Raw genomic sequence first — 18,151 nt, forward strand, 5'->3', positions numbered from 1 at the left:
TTCCCTCTATTATATATCTGTTTTCAATGCTTACGATGTAAACTTTAAAATTGCTTAATCAAACTAGGAGGTCGAGAACTGTGGCATTTGAATTTAAACTTCCAGATATCGGGGAAGGTATCCACGAAGGCGAAATCGTAAAATGGTTTGTCAAGCCTAACGACGAGGTAGACGAAGATGATGTACTGGCTGAAGTCCAAAATGATAAAGCAGTAGTAGAAATTCCTTCACCTGTTAAAGGAAAAGTATTAGAATTAAAAGTTGAAGAGGGAACGGTTGCAACTGTTGGACAAACGATTATTACGTTTGATGCACCTGGTTACGAAGATCTTCAATTTAAAGGCAGCGATGAGTCTGACGATGCGAAAACTGAAGCACAAGTTCAGTCAACTGCAGAAGCTGGACAAGACGTTGCGAAAGAAGAGCAAGCTCAAGAGCCTGCAAAAGCTACTGGCGCAGGACAGCAGGATCAAGCTGAAGTTGACCCGAACAAACGCGTGATCGCTATGCCTTCCGTACGTAAATATGCTCGTGAAAAAGGTGTAGACATCCGTAAGGTTACTGGTTCAGGCAACAACGGACGTGTTGTAAAAGAAGATATCGACAGCTTTGTAAATGGAGGAGCACAAGAAGCTGCACCGCAAGAAACAGCTGCACCACAAGAAACAGCTGCTAAACCGGCTGCTGCACCAGCTCCAGAGGGCGAATTCCCAGAAACACGCGAAAAAATGAGCGGTATCCGTAAAGCAATTGCAAAAGCGATGGTTAACTCTAAACACACTGCTCCTCACGTAACGTTAATGGACGAAGTGGACGTAACAAACCTTGTTGCACATCGTAAACAGTTCAAACAGGTTGCTGCTGATCAAGGAATCAAGCTGACTTACTTGCCTTACGTTGTAAAAGCTCTTACATCTGCACTGAAAAAATTCCCTGTTTTAAACACGTCAATTGACGATAAAACAGATGAAGTCATCCAAAAACATTACTTCAACATCGGTATCGCTGCTGACACTGAAAAAGGCTTGCTTGTACCGGTTGTGAAAAATGCAGATCGTAAATCTGTCTTTGAAATTTCTGATGAGATCAATGGCCTTGCAACAAAAGCTCGTGAAGGCAAGCTTGCTCCAGCTGAAATGAAAGGCGCATCTTGCACAATTACAAACATCGGTTCTGCCGGTGGACAATGGTTCACTCCGGTTATCAACCATCCAGAAGTTGCGATTCTTGGTATCGGACGCATTGCAGAAAAAGCGATTGTTCGTGATGGCGAAATCGTAGCAGCTCCAGTCTTAGCTCTTTCTCTCAGCTTCGACCACCGTATGATCGACGGAGCAACTGCGCAAAATGCATTAAATCACATCAAGCGTTTACTGAACGATCCACAATTAATTTTAATGGAGGCGTAATGTTATGGTAGTAGGAGATTTCCCTATTGAAACAGATACTCTTGTAATTGGTGCGGGACCTGGCGGCTATGTAGCTGCCATCCGCGCTGCACAGCTTGGACAAAAAGTAACAGTCGTTGAAAAAGCAACTCTTGGAGGCGTTTGTCTGAACGTTGGATGTATCCCTTCAAAAGCGCTGATCAATGCAGGTCACCGTTATGAGAATGCAAAACATTCTGATGACATGGGAATCACTGCTGAGAATGTAACAGTTGATTTCACAAAAGTTCAAGAATGGAAAGCTTCTGTTGTCAACAAGCTTACTGGCGGTGTAGCAGGTCTTCTTAAAGGCAACAAAGTAGATGTTGTAAAAGGTGAAGCTTACTTTGTAGACAGCAATTCAGTTCGTGTTATGGATGAGAACTCTGCTCAAACATACACGTTCAAAAATGCAATCATCGCTACTGGATCTCGTCCTATCGAATTGCCAAACTTCAAATATAGTGAACGTGTCCTGAATTCAACTGGCGCTTTGGCTCTTAAAGAAATTCCTAAAAAGCTCGTTGTTATCGGCGGCGGATACATCGGAACTGAACTTGGAACTGCGTATGCTAACTTCGGTACTGAACTTGTTATTCTTGAAGGCGGAGATGAAATTCTTCCTGGCTTCGAAAAACAAATGAGTTCTCTTGTTACACGCAGACTGAAGAAAAAAGGCAACGTTGAAATCCATACAAATGCGATGGCTAAAGGCGTTGAAGAAAGACCAGACGGCGTAACAGTTACTTTCGAAGTAAAAGGCGAAGAAAAAACTGTTGATGCTGATTACGTATTGATTACAGTAGGACGCCGTCCAAACACTGATGAGCTTGGTCTTGAGCAAGTCGGTATCGAAATGACGGACCGCGGTATCGTGAAAACTGACAAACAGTGCCGCACAAACGTACCTAACATTTATGCAATCGGTGATATCATCGAAGGACCGCCGCTTGCTCATAAAGCATCTTACGAAGGTAAAATCGCTGCAGAAGCTATCGCTGGAGAGCCTGCAGAAATCGATTACCTTGGTATTCCTGCGGTTGTTTTCTCTGAGCCTGAACTTGCATCAGTTGGTTACACTGAAGCACAGGCGAAAGAAGAAGGTCTTGACATTGTTGCTGCTAAATTCCCATTTGCAGCAAACGGCCGCGCGCTTTCTCTTAACGAAACAGACGGCTTCATGAAGCTGATCACTCGTAAAGAGGACGGTCTTGTGATCGGTGCGCAAATCGCCGGAGCAAGTGCTTCTGATATGATTTCTGAATTAAGCCTAGCGATTGAAGGCGGCATGACTGCTGAAGATATCGCGATGACAATTCACGCTCACCCAACATTGGGCGAAATCACAATGGAAGCTGCTGAAGTGGCAATCGGAAGTCCGATTCACATCGTAAAATAATTTTCATATCAAAAACAGCCCTCGCTCAAAGCGGGGCTGTTTTTTTATTTTGACAGCACATGCTGTAATGGTTTAATGATGTCTTCTTTCTTTTTCACACATCCCTCGATTTTCACCACGACATGGCGCTGATCAACAACCATAAGAGTAGGGACAGTTTCAATCTCATCTTCCCAGCCTTCTTTTTTATCATAGACCTTCATTTTATCTATTTGCTCGGGATAATCTTTTTCTAAATCAAGCAGTGCATCGTAATAAGGCGCTTCCTGGTCTATTTGGTTCTCATCAGAAAAAAACAGGATTTGTGTATGATGAATGTTGTCAATCCGGCTTTTTTTCATCGGATTGATGGTGGAAAGCGTACAGCCCGATAAAGCAAATACTATTATCAGCATGGGGAATACCGCGCGATATCGCATCTATCTTCTCCTCTGTATAAACAGTAGTTAACTAGCTTTAGTTTATCACGAGAGGCGGCTTAATCTGCTTCTTGTTACCTAATTGTTATATAATTGAAACCGTTTTTAAAGTGAGATTACATATTATATCAATCGTTTAAAATAGCAACCTGAGGTATATTGAATTTTTTGCTGCATTCTTGGATGAAAGTTCAAGAAAACGTGAAATTACATTATGTGCTGTGGCATATATATCGAGTAAAGCTTCTGTATGAAGAAGATATTGTATGATGGAAAATGGAAAAACAAGGTGAATATGATGAGATGAAATAAAATGTGTTATACAGTTTGTTGTTGACATTTTAAATGTGACATATTAATATAATAACAACAAAAGAAATTAAGCGTTTTCAAATTTCAAAGAAATGGGGAATAAGAGATGGGTACGATTGTTTGCCAAGATTGCAACGAAGCCATTCATTACTTTGAAGATGAGAAAGTGACAACATTATACGGAACATGCTGCGGACAATGTCAATGTCCTGTTGATGAAGAGTAAAAAAAGCATGCGGCTTAAAGCCGCATGCTTTTTATTTTTTATTGAATTGCTTTTTGTTCTTTGATGACTCGGATCATATGTAAAGTCGAGTCCTCAGGTCCTTGAACAGGGAGGCCTGCGTCAAGGTTTTTAAAAATGTAGCTGATGTTTTCTTCTGTAATAATTTCTCCTGGGATGAAGATTGGAATACCAGGCGGATATACCATGACAAATTCAGCAATAATCCGTCCGGATGCTTCTTTTAATGGGATGACTTCCGTGTTTGCATAGAAAGCATCACGCGGAGTCATTGCCAATAAAGGTATTTCTGGAAGCAGAACCTCAGTTTGCTGATGTGTTACATCTTGTTCTGACATTTGCTGTGCGATCTCAGTTAAAGCTTCTACAAGCCGGTCTGCATCATTTTGGCTGTCACCAGGAGTGAAAATACACAAAATATTGTACAGATCAGAAAGCTCAACCTCAATATTAAAGGATTCACGAAGCCATTTTTCCACGTCATGTCCTGTCAGGCCAAGACTTTTCACAGAGATAATCAATTTTGTCGGATCATAGCTGTAAGCTGCTTTCGACCCAAGAATCTCAGAACCGACACAATAAATGCCTTCAATCTGGTTGAGGCGATCTCTCGTCTGATTGGCAAGCTTGATTGTTTCCTCAGCAAGCTGGTGGCCTTCTGTTGCAAGGCGTTTTCTGGCAACATCCAAAGAAGCGAGAAGCAAGTAAGAAGTTGACGTAGTTGTCAGCATGCTCAGGATGGATTGCACTCTGTCTTTTGATACAAGGCCCTCTCTCATGTTTAAAATCGAACTTTGCGTGAGTGATCCGCCCAGCTTGTGTACACTTGTCGCTGCTATGTCCGCTCCTGCCTGCATGGCCGATAGCGGCAATTCGTCGTGAAAATGAATGTGAACGCCGTGTGCTTCATCCACAAGCACTGGCACATCAAACGAATGAGCGAGTTCTACGATGCTTTTTAAGTCGGCTGCAACACCGAAATATGTCGGGTTGATGACGAGAAGCCCTTTTGCATCCGGATGTTCGGTAAGCGCCCGTTTAGCAGATTCAAGTGTAATGCCGTGGGAGATGCCCAATTCATTGTCAATTTCAGGATGAATAAAAATTGGAACCGCTCCGGAAAATACAATAGCTGTCATAATTGATTTATGAACATTTCTTGGAATAATAATTTTATCACCAGGTCCGCAAACAGCCATTACCATTGTCATAATGGCGCCGCTTGTTCCTTGAACAGAAAAAAATGTATGATCCGCTCCAAATGCTTCAGCAGCCAGATCTTGTGCTTGTTTAATAATGCCTTTTGGCGCGTGCAGATCGTCTAATGGTTCAATATTAATCAAATCTATGCTTAACGCGTTTTCACCGATAAATTGTCTGAATTCTGGGTCCATTCCTGCCCCTTTTTTATGGCCGGGAATGTGGAATTGAACAGGCTGTCTGCTTGCATGCTTTTTCAGTCCTGTGTATAAGGGTGTTTCATGTTGCGACAATTGTTTTCCCACCTTTGTAATCATACCTATGCATAATAGTGTGTATTAAAATCAGTTTCTCAACCGTTTTTTAGACGTAAAACAAATGAATTATATTATGAACTTGAAAGAATGTAAAGAACAATTTATGATCAAATGAAGATGCTTTCTCTTAAGGGAAGTAAATCTACAAGGAGTGAAGAAAATGGAGTATCAATATCCGATGAATGAAGATTGGACAACCGAAGAAGCAGTGGATGTGATTGCATTTTTCCAGCAGGTTGAGCTTGCATATGAAAAAGGAGCGGATCGTGAAGAACTGCTTAAAGCTTACCGCCGTTTCAAGGAAATTGTACCGGGGAAGGCCGAAGAAAAAAAGCTATGCGGCGAGTTTGAGGAACAAAGTACATATTCTTCTTATCGCACGGTCAAACAGGCGAGAGAATCTGATCACGCGAAGATTAAGATGTAAGAAAAAGAGCCGGGGGATATCCCGGCTCTTTTTTATGCTTGTGATACTTTTTGGGTGAGACGGTACAGAAAAGCAAGCTGCTTAAAGGCATCGTCGATACGCTGAAGGAATTCCTGGTTATTCATATTCAGCACTTCTTCTTTTTGGAGCTGGATGCCGCATAACAGCTCAGCTTTCTTTACAGTCTGCAAACGCTCAAACAGTGTCTTCAGCTGTTCCTTGTCCATTTCAGACTGTTTATGTACTCCCGGTTTTGTGTGATCTGCAGACCAAACGAAGCTGTCAGGGATATTTTTCGTAATGGTTTCTTGGTTCACTTCAAGCAATTTGCCGTATTCTTCTTTAATAGGGGATTCATAAATAATCGCGAACCACACAAAAACGTGGCTTTCCCATAAACCAATTTGGAAATGCGGCAGTTTTTTATAGCCTCTTTTGCTGTTTGCGAACGCCACCCAGCTGTCAGCAGGGGGATTGACGGATCTTCTTGCATGCTTTGCCACATGCGGAAACATTTCATCTCCGGTTAAAGCTGATAAAGTTGGGGCAAAATGTTCGCCTAGAGCTGTAAGCTTCGGACGGACCGTCTCTTTTAATACTTCCATGCGCGCGTCTAAGCCTTCTATTGTAAATGTGTTAAAGTCTTCTTCAGTGAAACGCATTTGTGTCATGATTTTCCTCCTTCATGCTAAGTATACATATTTTATCACAGTTCATACGAGCTTCAAAAAGATTGAGTGCGTTTGAAGTAAGGGGAAATGTGGTAATAAACGAATAGGTAAACACACAATTTTCAGAATCATGTTGCGCGTAAATAGAACAATCATACGATATAAGAAGTAATCATTGTTGAATGGCAAAATGGGATGCTTTTTTACAAACAAATGATCTCTGGAAGGGGCGAAAGACAATGAGGCAAGTTGTAAAAGAGGGATTTAAGGAAGAGAAAAACAATCGTGTTGCTGTCTGGAGACTAGAGGTTGATTATGAATTGGCAACCCTATATGAAGCAATGCAGAAAGAAAATGAAGAGCAGATTGAACAAAGCAAAAACAAACTTGAGCGACTTAGAAAAGAATGGATTCGTCTTAACGGGTAAAAAAGCGATAGTGAAAACGAACCGCATGAATGGTTCGTTTTTACGTGAGAAGGGATATTTTTCATTTTCCTTGCTTTTTCATTGCCGTTATCAGTATCCTATAAAATAAAAGGTCTACATAGAAGAGAGGTACGAACGAATGACAAATTGGACGGAAATTGATGAGATTGCAAAGAAATGGATAAGAGAAGCAGGCGCGAGAATTAAACAATCCATGCATGAAAGCCTGACAATTGAAACGAAATCAAATCCGAATGATTTAGTCACCAATATTGACAAAGAAACCGAAAAGTTTTTCATTGATCGAATTCAAGAAACATTTCCGGGACATCGGATACTCGGTGAAGAGGGGCAAGGAGACAAAATCCACTCACTTGAGGGAGTCGTATGGATTATTGATCCAATTGATGGGACGATGAATTTTGTGCACCAGCAAAGAAATTTTGCGATTTCCATTGGGATTTTTGAAAACGGTGAAGGGAAAATCGGTTTAATTTATGATGTGGTGCACGATGAGCTGTATCACGCATTTAGCGGCAGAGGGGCTTATATGAATGAAACGAAGCTGGCTCCTTTAAAAGAAACCGTCATTGAAGAAGCGATTCTTGCCATTAATGCAACATGGGTAACGGAAAACAGAAGAATTGATCAAAGTGTGTTAGCGCCACTTGTGAAAAGAGTCAGAGGCACACGCTCATACGGTTCTGCCGCTTTAGAGCTGGCAAATGTCGCGGCAGGAAGAATAGATGCTTACATCACGATGCGTCTTGCGCCATGGGACTACGCAGCCGGCTGTGTGCTGTTAAATGAAGTAGGAGGCATCTATACGACCATTGAAGGAGAGCCGTTTACCTTTTTAGAAAACCACAGTGTGCTAGCCGGAAACCCATCTATACATAAAACGATATTTGAAGAGTATCTTCATGCTGGGAAGTAGGCCATTTGAGCAGGATGATCTCAGCTTGTTAGAAAAGCTCGCGGAGGCTCATCCTGTATGGAAAGAGGAGGAGTTTGGAGATAAAGATGCACAAGACTATATCATCTCCTATTCCATGTACAACGGGGCATGGCTTGTATGGGAAAAAGACGGTCTGCCTGTTGCCGTCAGCTACCATCTCGAGTGGTCTCCTTCAAACGGTAAGCCGTGGCTCGGAACGGTCCTGATTGACCCGGCTGAAGAAAAAAAGGGACATGCGAAGATGATCATTGAACAGATCAGCAAATTGCTTAGAGCCAAACACAAAGCGATGTTTGCGGGAGTTCCCATTGAGCGCAGTGAATGGATACTGTTTTTAAGCCAATGCGGCTTTGAACAGCTGAAAACGGAAAAAGATGAGAAAGGCAAATCATTTATGATCTTGGTGAAGCCTTTAGCAGAAGCTGCCGTATGATAACGGCAGCTTATTTGCTGCATGCGGGTTCAATAAAAAGCCTCTCAAACATTGAGAGGCTTCTGATGATTTGAAAATTATTTTTTTACCGCATGAATATAATGAATCGTTTCAAACGCTGACAAATTGTCTTTTCGATTACTAAAGAAAAGGTCATTGATGTTGTCTGGTGATAGATGTTCATAGATCAGTAAACCAGATGACTCTAACAGATGTTCAATCTCTTGATAAGTGAAACATGATTTCATCGGTTCCCCGCTTGCGGCAGCCATCTTCACCATATGTTCAACTCGATTCGACGTCCCTTTTGCTGTAAAAAGTGTTTCGTCCGCATAATCAAAAACAATAGAGCTTCCAGGCGGGACATGAGAAAATAAATTGCTGATCAAGCTTGCATTTTCTTCCTGTGTTACATAATAAGACACTCCGAGAAGGCTGAAGAATGTTTTTGTGTTCTTAAATCCTTCATCTAAAAGAGGATCATACGAAAACGTTTTGGTGAAATCCATAGGAACAAAATGAAGATGACCCGGAATTGTCAGATTTGCATCCTTCAGCTTATTTTTTTTGAATTGCTGTGTAGCCGGATGGTCAACCTCGAAAACCTGTAAGCTGTTTTCTAATTCTGGATGCCGAAAGCAGAAAGTATCCAGCCCCGCTCCAAGAATGACATACTGTTTTGCTCCCAGCATTAATTCGTTGTGCAAGACTTTTTCACAATAAGAAGCACGTGCTAGGGGCGTGGGAGACAGCTGGATTTGTGCAACCCATTTTAATATTTTTTCAGGATCATTTTGAAGACGTTCGGCGATCTCTTTGTTGAAAAACGATATTCCTTGAATCATATTTTTACTGATATCGATAAACTCTTTTTCGTTAATGAGATCTTTTGCGATAAAATCATCAAAAATAAGAGGTGTGTCATATCGGCTGTGATATGCACGGGCAAAAGCTGAAATTAGAGACGTTAAGCTGGACTCATTTTTCCTCATGAAATGATCCTCCACAAAAAATAAGATTCCCCTGGCCAGGAGAATCTTATTATACATACAAATATATCGATAGTAAATTTTAGCATAAATAAATTTTTTTGTCAATGTTTTTGCTCTTAACTGTACGCGTGATCCTTCACATAGCCACCTGACCTGTAGCAGAATTCATCTATCAATTATGTGGACTGAATCATTAGCTTTTATAAAATGCGCACTTGCGGCTGCATCCCTCTTTTTGCAAATCAGAAGCCGATCTGTCTCATGGCAGCATCTTTTCGTCATTGCTGCTGAAGAGAGTAATCAAGATATGTAACGAAAAAAAGCCTGAGAAATCTCAGGCTTTTCCTAATATTACAATCCAACAGCATTCCAGGCTGCTTCAACTTTAGCCGCATCAGTTGAGCCGTAGAGGTCACGGGCAGACTGAATGAGAGCTGCCTTGGCATCTTTGAACGTGGAAGAAGGCGTGAGGTACGTTGTTAACGCACGGTAATAGATTTGCTGTGATTTAGATACACCAAGTTTTGTGATGGTATTGTAAGCGGCTTTGTTTGGAATTCCGCTGTTTGTGTGTACACCGCCATAATCGCCTTCATCTGTGTTTGGAAGGTTTCTGTAATTGGCGTAATTGTCAGGCTGGTTGTATTTTGTAGGGTTGGACAGGCTGCGAAGAGCAGGCTGGCTGACCGTAATGTCTTCACCGATGTCCCAGTCTTCTGTATCGTTAAAATACCCGAATACGTCAGAGAAAGACTCGTTTAATGCACCTGGCTGATTTTCATAAATCAAGTTGGCTGTTTCTTGGGTGACGCCATGTGTCATTTCATGCGCTGTCACATCTAATGAGCCGGAAAGCGGAGAGAAGAATGAACCGTCGCCATCACCGTAAATCATCTGGTCTCCTGTCCATGCAGCGTTATTGTATTGAGTGCCGTAGTGAACGGAAGAAACGATTTTACTGCCTTTGTTATCATAGCTGTTTCGTTTAAAGTTTGAATAAAAATAATCGTACACTTTACCGAGGTTATAGTGTGCGTCAACGGCTGCCCGCTGTGATGAAGATGTAAATGTTTTCGTTGTGCTTGAGACAAGCGTGCCCGGAAGGCGGCTTTGTCTGTTTTGCAAATCATATGTGATGATTTGGGTGCCTGTTGGTTTTGAAAGATCTCTTAGAACATATTTTCCGCCTTCATAAGAGATGTTCAAAGGAACAGTTGCGCCCTTTAGAGTTGTTCCGCTTCCAGTGGCGGCGGCATGTTCTACTTTATTTTGCTGTTTTAAAATGCTGCCTGTTTCGGCGTCAACTAAGACTTCCCAGTTTGCAGGTTCAGGCTCGACATAGCGAATCGTCACGTCGTAAGCAAGACGATAGCTGCCGTCTTTTGTTTCTATCGCTTTCAATTCGGCTTTATTGCTGTTTTTGGCCGCTCCGTTAGAAACAGCGTCTGGTGATTTGCCGATAGCTTTGAAAGCGAGTGCCAGCGCTTTTTCAGAAGAGACTTTTTGGCTGTTATCTGTTTTTGCAGCAGATTGATTGTGTAATTCACCATTGACCGCATAGACATTATCGGATTTATCGACGTGAACGATCACTTGCGAATCTTTAATTGGCACTCCGTTAACGACAGGCGCATATCGAAAGTGCTTGTATCCAAGGGCATCAGTCGTGCTTTCAACAAGCTTCAGCCTTTTGGAAGGGTCACCTTTAAAAATGTTGCTGTTCTTTTTCAAAAACTGCTTGACAGCCTTGTCATTTGGTGCAGAGAGTTCTGATTGCGCAATCGCGTTTTTGGAGAGGAAATTTGTTTGATTCTCTTTAAGCTGATGACCTTCAGCAGCCTGAACACCAGGAAGGCTGATTGATAAACTCATAAACGAAGCAGCGACAGCAACAGACAATTTCTTACCTAAACCCACAATAAATCCCCCTTTTTGAAAATACTGAAAACTTTATATTGTTATATTAAACTAGCATTCTGGAATACTCAACAAAAACTAACATAACTAGACAAAATTGATAGTATTGTCCTGTGTTTGTTTTTGTTGAATAATATCAAGATGAGTCAAGTGTCATGTGATGGTTCATTCAAGAGTTATGTTTTTTACATATCAAGGGGAAGATGAGATATTTTTGTTTTATCTTGAAACTTTTTGAAAAGTCCGCTGTCTAACCGAATGAGGCCTTAATAAGAAGTAAAGGATTGTTGTTCGTGTTGGAGTTATTCAGTCATTATGTATTGCATTTCGAACGTTATTTTATATTAAGCAGACAAAGCACCCTGCTGATTCAATGGTCAATTGTTGTTCTGGCGGGCTTATATCTTTTGGTGCATCATCCCAAAATAAACCGGCAGCGCACAATGTTCTTGGCGGGTGTTATGTTGCGGATTGTGCTGCTGGCGGGAGTGTCTGTTGAACTTATTCACCAGGTGCAATCAACAAACTTCACCAGCGCTTACTTAAGAGAGGACGGAAAAGAACTGCTGCCGCTGCTGCATTTTTTGTTATACGGATATGTGCTGCTGACGGCTTTTCACTATATGTTGATGCCGCGTGATCATGGTGGAAAGGGTAAGTTTTATACGTTCGACCTTGCCGTTGTCAGTTTGCCAATCGTACAAATGATATTCAGTTTCTTTACGTATTGGAAGGAAAATCCGGATGGAGTCGAGCCAATTGCATTCGTGTTTCTGTTTTTCATTATTACTCTTTCTATTGTGTTGAATGTTGTGTTTTTCAAGCTGTATTGGAGAACAAATAAGATTTTACTAGGCTTATTTTATACGCTGATTATCGGACTGCTTGTCTTGCTGCTTGCGCCATATCCCAATCAAATCTCAAAAGATTATGGTGCAGTAATGCCATATACGATTTATTTGGCAATGGCGGGATTTTTGATGAACTATCATCTGTTCCAAAAGTCAGGAAAGGTTTATGTGCGTGTGAATAAGTGGGTGACGATGGCTGTCATGGTGTTTTTTGTCCTGCTGTTAAATCCGATATATAACATAGGAACGGCTGCTTTCGCTGTATCAAAGCCAGCAAATGTCCATGATTCATTCAATTTTGTCGGGGAGCACATTTCATCAGAAAAAGCGGAACAGATACTAAAGTCATTTTTTCCTACGGATGAAACACTTTATTTGCACGATACAAACATGGATGTGCATTATTTCTACTCATTTGAAAGCAAGAGTTATAAAGCTGAGGTAGATGAAGTATCGCAGCTGATTCGTAATTATGAATACTTACAAAAAGCGCATGGGAAAAAGCTAACGAATCAGGAGTACAAGCGAAAGTCCATCGCTTTCCTTGAGCGACACGGACGTGTGTTACATAAGGATCATATCGAAACAAAGGTATCAAATGAGGACGGCCAGACAGTCGTACGCATATACCTGAAAAACCAGCTTCATAAAAAAGATCATGCTGATGATGGCGCGGTATTTTATTGGGAAAAGGAAACCTTAATGGGTTTTAGTGAAGATCCATCGATTTACCAGCTTGACTCTCTATTGCATGTTCATATAACAGAACAAGACATTCAAGACAAAGTGGAACAAATGTTTAGAGCACTGAACATCTCAAAACAGCCTTATCAGATCACTGATATTGAAAGCAATAGCCTGCTCGGAAGCATGGTGAGAGTTGAAACAAAAGGTGGAATTGTTTTGGAATTTGAGGGCGAATCCGGTTGTTTACATAGTCTTTCGCTTCCGATGAAAAAGAATATTTCAATGGCTAACAGCCGGATGCAGCATCAGATATTATCGATCTTCGATGCTCGTGGATCAGAAAAGAAGAAAAAAAGCAGTCAGAGTGACATGGTGATGTATACTGATTCTTCTAAAACATATGAGTTTTTTGAAGATCAAGGTCAGCTAAACGTTTATGTATACAGCGATACACCTGATCAGTCATTCCCCTATACATATCGTAATGGAACATTGGCTTACGAAAAGGTAGCTTCTCTATATCAGGATGTTATTTACAAAAAGCGTATGCGTCCGATTATCGTTCAAAGAGAGGGTGAACGGCATTATGCATGGCTGATCATTATTCAGCCGTTTGGTTCAAATCGCCATGATGCCTATGTAGTGGATGGAGAAACACAAGAGGTGAAAAGTCTTTATGAATCATAAAGAAAAAGAGTCTGTTTTTTTAGACTTATACGACCTGTATAAAGAAGGAGAGCTAGAGGATGAATCAATGGAATGGATGAAACAGCATGAATCCCAATTTCAAAAGAATGCGGAAGACTTAAAGAGTAAAACTTGTTTAAAGAGAAGTCCCGGTGCTGAAGAAGAAAGCCAAATCAGATATATGAAAGTATACCTGTCTTCCATGTATATCTGTTTCATTTTATTGGCCATTTGGATGACGGTGTGGTTTTACTTTTAATGAAGCATAGGAATTCCATTGAGGACTTGTATCGGCAGTATTATCAAGAAATTTTAAATTATTTATTCAGAAGGACTCATCATCTTGAAACAGCCAAGGACTTAGCGCAGGACACGTTTGTGAAAGCTCTTAACGGTCTGGCTTCGTTTAGGGGGCATTCTTCCATCAGAACATGGCTCTACACCATTGCGCATCATACCTTTATCAATTGGTACCGAAGGGATGTCAAATACCAATTTACTGATATCAGCAAAAATGAAGGGTTAACGCAAACAACTTATGAGCAGCCTGAACAGTATCTGTCACGGACTGTAAAAAGTGAAACACTGCGGCAGGAGCTCCTGAAGTTAAAAGATCAGCATCAATCCGTTTTGATTTTAAGAGAATTCCAAGAGCTTTCTTATGAAGAAATCGCTGAGATATTAGGATGGAGTCTTTCTAAGGTGAAAACCACATTGCACCGGGCTAGATTAGAGCTAAAGAAAAACATGACGAAAAGTAGAGAGGAGGAGCGGATATGACCTGCTTTCTAGTAAGAGACCTGCTTCCTCTGTATCTTGAAGGTGATTGTAAAAGAGAAACGGAACACGTTATAGAAGAGCATTTAAAAATGTGCAGCAGCTGCAGAGACATGTATAACACGATGGCTGAGCCATTTGAATTGGAAAGCGAACAGGCCGTTGAGGAGGCTTTTCTGCCGGATGAAGAACTGCGATTTAAACAGAGGTACTATGGATTACTGATCATGAAAGCTGCCTGCTGGTTTGGAGCGGCGGTTGCCATGATGCTGATCATCAAACTGCTGATATAAAAAAAGCGCTTGTCCGATTCCGGCAAGCGCTTTTTTACATTAAGCCTGGGGATGAATCATATCGTAAATAGCGGCAAGCTGTTCTTGTGACATGGCACTGAAGAGTTTTTCATAAACGTCAGCTTGCAGTGGCGTTGCACCTGCTTGTAGCGCTGCGTCTTTATCATAGCTGTACACATCATCTTGTAGCACAATGGCTGCTTGAAGAATGTGAATCTTGAGAGAAACAGCGGAGAAAAATTGTTCAAGTGCAAGTGCTTCTTTTTCTGTGAAGCCAAGTTCAACTGCTTTTTCTGTATCAAATTTGTAATTTCCATCCTCGAGATACACACATTGTGAAACAATGCTGAAAAATTCTGATGTCGATTCCCAGAGTGTAGCAATTACCTGAGCCTCTTCTTTTGTCATTCCTAACTCGACAGCTTTTTCGCTGTCAAAATAATATACACCGTCTTGTTCGTATATACATTGATTTAATATATCAATGAATGTATTGAGATCTTCGTTAGTGCTCGCCTGATGCTGGAGTTGAACAGCAGTGTTATCAACCAGTGTTTTTGCGCTGGCTGCATCAGGACCGAACGTTAATAGAGCAGCTGAGGTCATTGCGGCAGTCGTTAACATAGCTTTTTTTACAAATGTTTTCTTCATGTTTCTTCTCTCCCTTTTATGAATTGTGCAACAAATTCCATTATAGGGAGTAGTCTCCGGTGGAGGAATAGGCGCTATGGTATTTTATGTGTATCGTTGCCGAACTACTTTTTGAAGGCTGCACATGTGATCGTTAGAACGATTGTCTATGTATGAAGGCTGTTTTGCATCTTCCTGACTAAGAAACAGGGGAGATAAGGCTTAAAGAAATGAAAAACACCGCTTTCTTTGCGGTGTTTTTTGATTACAATGTCGCCGGCGGGGCAATGCTTTTAATCAAGCAAGCCTTGTTCGCGCATTTTCTTTTTTAATGTAAATCCGCCGCCCATGACAGCGCAAACAAGTACAATGCTGGCGATAATGCCTGCAGGGCTTTTTTCAGCGATAAAGACGCCGATCAGCATAATGCTGAAAACCGCTGCAAATGCAAATAATAGTAAGAGCCAATTCGTTTTTTTCATAATTTCCATCCCCTTTTACGTCTTATATTAAGTTTACAGAAAAACGTGACGCTTTTAAAGAGGATGTGTGATATAATATGAAAGTTATCTAATTTTTTTAGGAGATGAAAAAGTGAAACTTCGAAATGATCTTCGCAACATCGCGATTATTGCCCACGTTGACCATGGGAAAACGACTCTAGTCGATCAGCTTTTACATCAGGCTGGTACGTTCCGTGCCAACGAACAGGTTGCTGAACGCGCAATGGACTCTAATGATCTTGAACGCGAACGCGGCATTACAATATTGGCGAAAAATACTGCGATTAACTATAAAGATACACGTATCAATATTTTGGACACCCCTGGACACGCAGACTTTGGGGGAGAAGTAGAACGGATTATGAAAATGGTTGACGGCGTAGTGCTTGTCGTTGACGCATATGAAGGCTGTATGCCTCAAACTCGTTTTGTTCTGAAAAAAGCTCTTGAGCAAAACCTGAACCCTGTTGTTGTTGTAAACAAAATTGACCGTGACTTTGCTCGTCCAGAGGAAGTTATCGATGAAGTTCTGGATCTGTTCATTGAGCTTGATGCTAATGAAGAGCAGCTCGAGTTCCCAGTGGTATATGCTTCCGCGATTAATGGAACAGCGAGTCTTGATCCGAAACAACAGGATGAAAACATGGAAGCTTTATATGAAACCATTATTAAGCATGTTCCGGCACCTGTTGATAATGCAGAGGAGCCGCTTCAATTCCAAGTTGCCCTTCTTGACTACAACGACTATGTAGGCCGTATCGGAATCGGACGCGTATTCCGCGGCACAATGAAAGTCGGACAGCAGGTTTCTCTTATGAAGCTTGACGGAACGGCAAAGTCATTCCGTGTTACAAAGATTTTTGGTTTCCAAGGCTTAAAGCGTGTGGAAATTGAAGAAGCAAAAGCGGGAGACCTCGTTGCGGTTTCCGGGATGGAAGATATCAACGTTGGTGAAACGGTATGTCCTGTAGACCATCAAGATCCGCTTCCGGTGCTTCGCATTGATGAGCCGACACTTCAAATGACATTTGTCGTGAATAACAGTCCGTTTGCAGGCCGTGAAGGCAAATATGTAACGGCCCGCAAAATCGAAGAGCGTCTTCAATCACAGCTTCAGACGGATGTGAGCTTGCGTGTTGAGCCAACAGCTTCTCCTGATGCTTGGGTTGTTTCAGGACGCGGTGAGCTGCACTTGTCAATTTTGATTGAAAATATGCGTCGTGAGGGCTATGAGCTTCAAGTGTCAAAACCTGAAGTTATTATCAAAGAAATCGACGGCGTACGCTGTGAGCCTGTTGAACGTGTGCAAATTGATGTTCCTGAAGAGCATACTGGCTCTGTCATGGAATCAATGGGTGCCCGCAAAGGCGAAATGGTTGATATGATCAACAACGGAAACGGCCAAGTCCGTCTCATCTTTACAGTTCCTTCCCGCGGATTGATCGGTTACTCTACAGAATTCCTATCATTAACACGCGGATTCGGTATTTTGAACCATACGTTTGACAGCTACCAGCCGATGCAGGCGGGCCAAGTCGGCGGACGCCGTCAAGGTGTACTTGTGTCAATGGAAAATGGAAAAGCAACATCATACGGTATTCAAGGAATTGAAGACCGCGGTGTCATCTTCGTTGAGCCGGGTACTGAAGTATACGAAGGAATGATCGTTGGAGAGCATAACCGTGACAATGACCTTGTTGTTAACGTCAGCAAAATGAAACAGCAAACAAACGTCCGTTCTGCGACAAAGGATCAGACAACTACAATTAAAAAAGCGCGCATCATGTCTCTTGAGGAGTCTCTAGAGTACTTAAACGAAGATGAATATTGTGAAGTAACACCTGAATCCATCCGTTTAAGAAAGAAGATTCTCAATAAGAACGAACGTGAAAAAGCAGCTAAAAAGAAAAAAACAGCAGGATTGTCTTAATCTCGTGCAGAATTTGAAAAGATAGAACCCGTACGTTTACAGGGGAGGGAATCTTTTTGAATGACGTAAGCGAACGTCTGTCGTTCTTCGCCGCTCTATATCAAGTAGACCGGCAGCCTGCGGCAGGCATGTGGCTGCTGTACGGCACGATTTTTGTGTTGGCCGTTATTGTATTTAAACTTGGATTTGCTAAACGGCTTCCTGTATTAAAATCTGCAGTGGTGTATGTATTTTTGGCGTTGGGCTGCACTGTTTTGACTTTTTTAGGGGTGTTTTTGCCCGTGGCAGAAGGATTGGTCGTCGCTGCGCTGATTTTAATCATTTACAAAATCCGGCTGTATCAGTCGAAAAAAGGACAGTCTGCAAAATCATAAAAGACTCAGCTGAAAGCTGAGTCTTTTTTGTGTTCTGTATGGTTAAGCGGCCGCTTTATTTTTTGACTTTTTCTTTTTTCTGCTGTCCCGGGTGAAAAGTAAATTTTCCCGTTTTCAGCCGTTCCTCTGTTTTTTTGGCAATCCGATCGTGGCATTCCTGGCACATATATGTATGGATCGGGCGGTTTCGAAGCCGTTTCGCGATCAGGGTATCATCATCAATTGTTTCAATTTTATCGCAAATAGAACATTTGACCCTCATCATATCACCTCTT

21 protein-coding genes are annotated in these 18,151 nt (G+C 41.6%); 13 read left to right on the plus strand and 8 right to left on the minus strand.

All coding sequences use genetic code 11. The features are described 5' to 3' along the window. Positions 1-80 precede the first annotated feature (80 nt). Both pdhC and lpdA read left to right on the plus strand, forming a co-directional pair. Positions 81-1,409 (plus strand): pyruvate dehydrogenase complex dihydrolipoyllysine-residue acetyltransferase, encoded by a 1,329-nt coding sequence (gene pdhC, locus NYE56_RS07440; protein ID WP_003232311.1) that lies wholly within the window; start codon positions 81-83, stop codon positions 1,407-1,409. Positions 1,410-1,413: 4 nt separating this feature from the next. Further along, the gene (gene lpdA / locus NYE56_RS07445) at positions 1,414-2,826 is read left to right on the plus strand and encodes a dihydrolipoyl dehydrogenase (RefSeq protein WP_003232309.1); all 1,413 of its coding nucleotides are present in this window, start codon (positions 1,414-1,416) and stop codon (positions 2,824-2,826) included. 44 nt (positions 2,827-2,870) lie between these two features. Here lpdA and slp read toward each other — a convergent pair whose 3' ends face one another. Next, entirely contained in the window at positions 2,871-3,245 is a 375-nt protein-coding gene (slp, locus tag NYE56_RS07450) for a peptidoglycan-associated lipoprotein Slp (protein ID WP_003245672.1), read from the minus strand. 418 nt (positions 3,246-3,663) lie between these two features. On the opposite strand from slp, the gene NYE56_RS07455 reads away from it, so the two are divergent. After that, complete coding sequence (locus NYE56_RS07455; protein ID WP_003232305.1) at positions 3,664-3,783, plus strand: GapA-binding peptide SR1P; 120 nt, start codon at positions 3,664-3,666, stop codon at positions 3,781-3,783. A 38-nt stretch (positions 3,784-3,821) separates the two neighbouring features. On the opposite strand, the gene speA is transcribed toward NYE56_RS07455, so the two are convergent. After that, the gene (gene speA / locus NYE56_RS07460) at positions 3,822-5,294 is read right to left on the minus strand and encodes an arginine decarboxylase (RefSeq protein ID WP_268555267.1); all 1,473 of its coding nucleotides are present in this window, start codon (positions 5,292-5,294) and stop codon (positions 3,822-3,824) included. Between the two features lie 184 nt (positions 5,295-5,478). On the opposite strand from speA, the gene NYE56_RS07465 reads away from it, so the two are divergent. After that, positions 5,479-5,745 carry a UPF0223 family protein gene (locus NYE56_RS07465; RefSeq protein WP_341283679.1) on the plus strand — a complete coding sequence of 89 codons (267 nt, stop codon included), beginning with the start codon at positions 5,479-5,481 and terminating at the stop codon, positions 5,743-5,745. 32 nt (positions 5,746-5,777) lie between these two features. On the opposite strand, the gene NYE56_RS07470 is transcribed toward NYE56_RS07465, so the two are convergent. Next, positions 5,778-6,416: a YktB family protein gene (locus NYE56_RS07470; protein WP_015252167.1), complete on the minus strand. Its 639-nt coding sequence runs from the start codon at positions 6,414-6,416 to the stop codon at positions 5,778-5,780. 239 nt (positions 6,417-6,655) lie between these two features. Here NYE56_RS07470 and NYE56_RS07475 point away from each other — a divergent pair, with 239 nt between their 5' ends. From NYE56_RS07475 to NYE56_RS07485, 3 genes are all read left to right on the plus strand, one after another. Continuing rightward, positions 6,656-6,844: a hypothetical protein gene (locus tag NYE56_RS07475; RefSeq protein WP_009967148.1), complete on the plus strand. Its 189-nt coding sequence runs from the start codon at positions 6,656-6,658 to the stop codon at positions 6,842-6,844. Positions 6,845-6,983: 139 nt separating this feature from the next. Continuing rightward, entirely contained in the window at positions 6,984-7,781 is a 798-nt protein-coding gene (suhB, locus tag NYE56_RS07480; RefSeq protein ID WP_014476703.1) for an inositol-1-monophosphatase, read from the plus strand. Between the two features lie 25 nt (positions 7,782-7,806). Further along, positions 7,807-8,235, plus strand: a complete 429-nt coding sequence (locus NYE56_RS07485) for a GNAT family N-acetyltransferase (RefSeq protein ID WP_076457950.1) — start codon at positions 7,807-7,809, stop codon at positions 8,233-8,235. 77 nt (positions 8,236-8,312) lie between these two features. On the opposite strand, the gene NYE56_RS07490 is transcribed toward NYE56_RS07485, so the two are convergent. Continuing rightward, positions 8,313-9,227 (minus strand): class I SAM-dependent methyltransferase, encoded by a 915-nt coding sequence (locus tag NYE56_RS07490; RefSeq protein WP_268555266.1) that lies wholly within the window; start codon positions 9,225-9,227, stop codon positions 8,313-8,315. A 351-nt stretch (positions 9,228-9,578) separates the two neighbouring features. Further along, positions 9,579-11,144, minus strand: coding sequence for a neutral metalloprotease NprE (nprE, locus tag NYE56_RS07495; RefSeq protein ID WP_003245026.1), 1,566 nt, complete (start codon positions 11,142-11,144; stop codon positions 9,579-9,581). A 284-nt stretch (positions 11,145-11,428) separates the two neighbouring features. Between nprE and NYE56_RS07500 the strand changes: the two genes are divergently transcribed. Genes NYE56_RS07500 through sigQ form a run of 4 tightly spaced genes read left to right on the plus strand, consistent with a single transcriptional unit; the run spans position 11,429 to position 14,439 of the window. Beyond that, positions 11,429-13,369 carry a hypothetical protein gene (locus NYE56_RS07500; RefSeq protein ID WP_341283680.1) on the plus strand — a complete coding sequence of 647 codons (1,941 nt, stop codon included), beginning with the start codon at positions 11,429-11,431 and terminating at the stop codon, positions 13,367-13,369. Continuing rightward, positions 13,359-13,628 (plus strand): hypothetical protein, encoded by a 270-nt coding sequence (locus tag NYE56_RS07505; protein ID WP_123373530.1) that lies wholly within the window; start codon positions 13,359-13,361, stop codon positions 13,626-13,628. The genes NYE56_RS07500 and NYE56_RS07505 overlap by 11 nt, the downstream gene beginning before the upstream one ends. After that, on the plus strand, positions 13,628-14,149 hold the full coding sequence (gene ylaC / locus NYE56_RS07510) for an RNA polymerase sigma factor YlaC (protein ID WP_335449234.1): 522 nt from the start codon (positions 13,628-13,630) through the stop codon (positions 14,147-14,149). The genes NYE56_RS07505 and ylaC overlap by 1 nt, the downstream gene beginning before the upstream one ends. After that, positions 14,146-14,439, plus strand: coding sequence for an anti-SigP sigma factor SigQ (gene sigQ / locus NYE56_RS07515; protein WP_341283681.1), 294 nt, complete (start codon positions 14,146-14,148; stop codon positions 14,437-14,439). Before ylaC ends, sigQ begins: the two co-directional genes overlap by 4 nt. A gap of 39 nt (positions 14,440-14,478) precedes the next feature. Here sigQ and NYE56_RS07520 read toward each other — a convergent pair whose 3' ends face one another. After that, the gene (locus NYE56_RS07520) at positions 14,479-15,090 is read right to left on the minus strand and encodes a hypothetical protein (RefSeq protein WP_021479358.1); all 612 of its coding nucleotides are present in this window, start codon (positions 15,088-15,090) and stop codon (positions 14,479-14,481) included. Positions 15,091-15,362: 272 nt separating this feature from the next. Continuing rightward, positions 15,363-15,551, minus strand: a complete 189-nt coding sequence (locus tag NYE56_RS07525) for a YlaF family protein (RefSeq protein ID WP_133954360.1) — start codon at positions 15,549-15,551, stop codon at positions 15,363-15,365. 112 nt (positions 15,552-15,663) lie between these two features. Here NYE56_RS07525 and typA point away from each other — a divergent pair, with 112 nt between their 5' ends. Both typA and NYE56_RS07535 read left to right on the plus strand, forming a co-directional pair. Continuing rightward, complete coding sequence (gene typA, locus NYE56_RS07530) at positions 15,664-17,502, plus strand: translational GTPase TypA (RefSeq protein WP_003232278.1); 1,839 nt, start codon at positions 15,664-15,666, stop codon at positions 17,500-17,502. A gap of 56 nt (positions 17,503-17,558) precedes the next feature. After that, complete coding sequence (locus NYE56_RS07535; protein WP_003232274.1) at positions 17,559-17,876, plus strand: YlaH-like family protein; 318 nt, start codon at positions 17,559-17,561, stop codon at positions 17,874-17,876. 55 nt (positions 17,877-17,931) lie between these two features. Here NYE56_RS07535 and NYE56_RS07540 read toward each other — a convergent pair whose 3' ends face one another. Next, positions 17,932-18,141: a YlaI family protein gene (locus NYE56_RS07540; protein WP_003232271.1), complete on the minus strand. Its 210-nt coding sequence runs from the start codon at positions 18,139-18,141 to the stop codon at positions 17,932-17,934. Positions 18,142-18,151 lie beyond the last annotated feature (10 nt).

The sequence above is a fragment of the Bacillus sp. FSL R5-0603 genome, from assembly GCF_038050295.1.
Lineage (GTDB): Bacteria > Bacillota > Bacilli > Bacillales > Bacillaceae > Bacillus > Bacillus subtilis.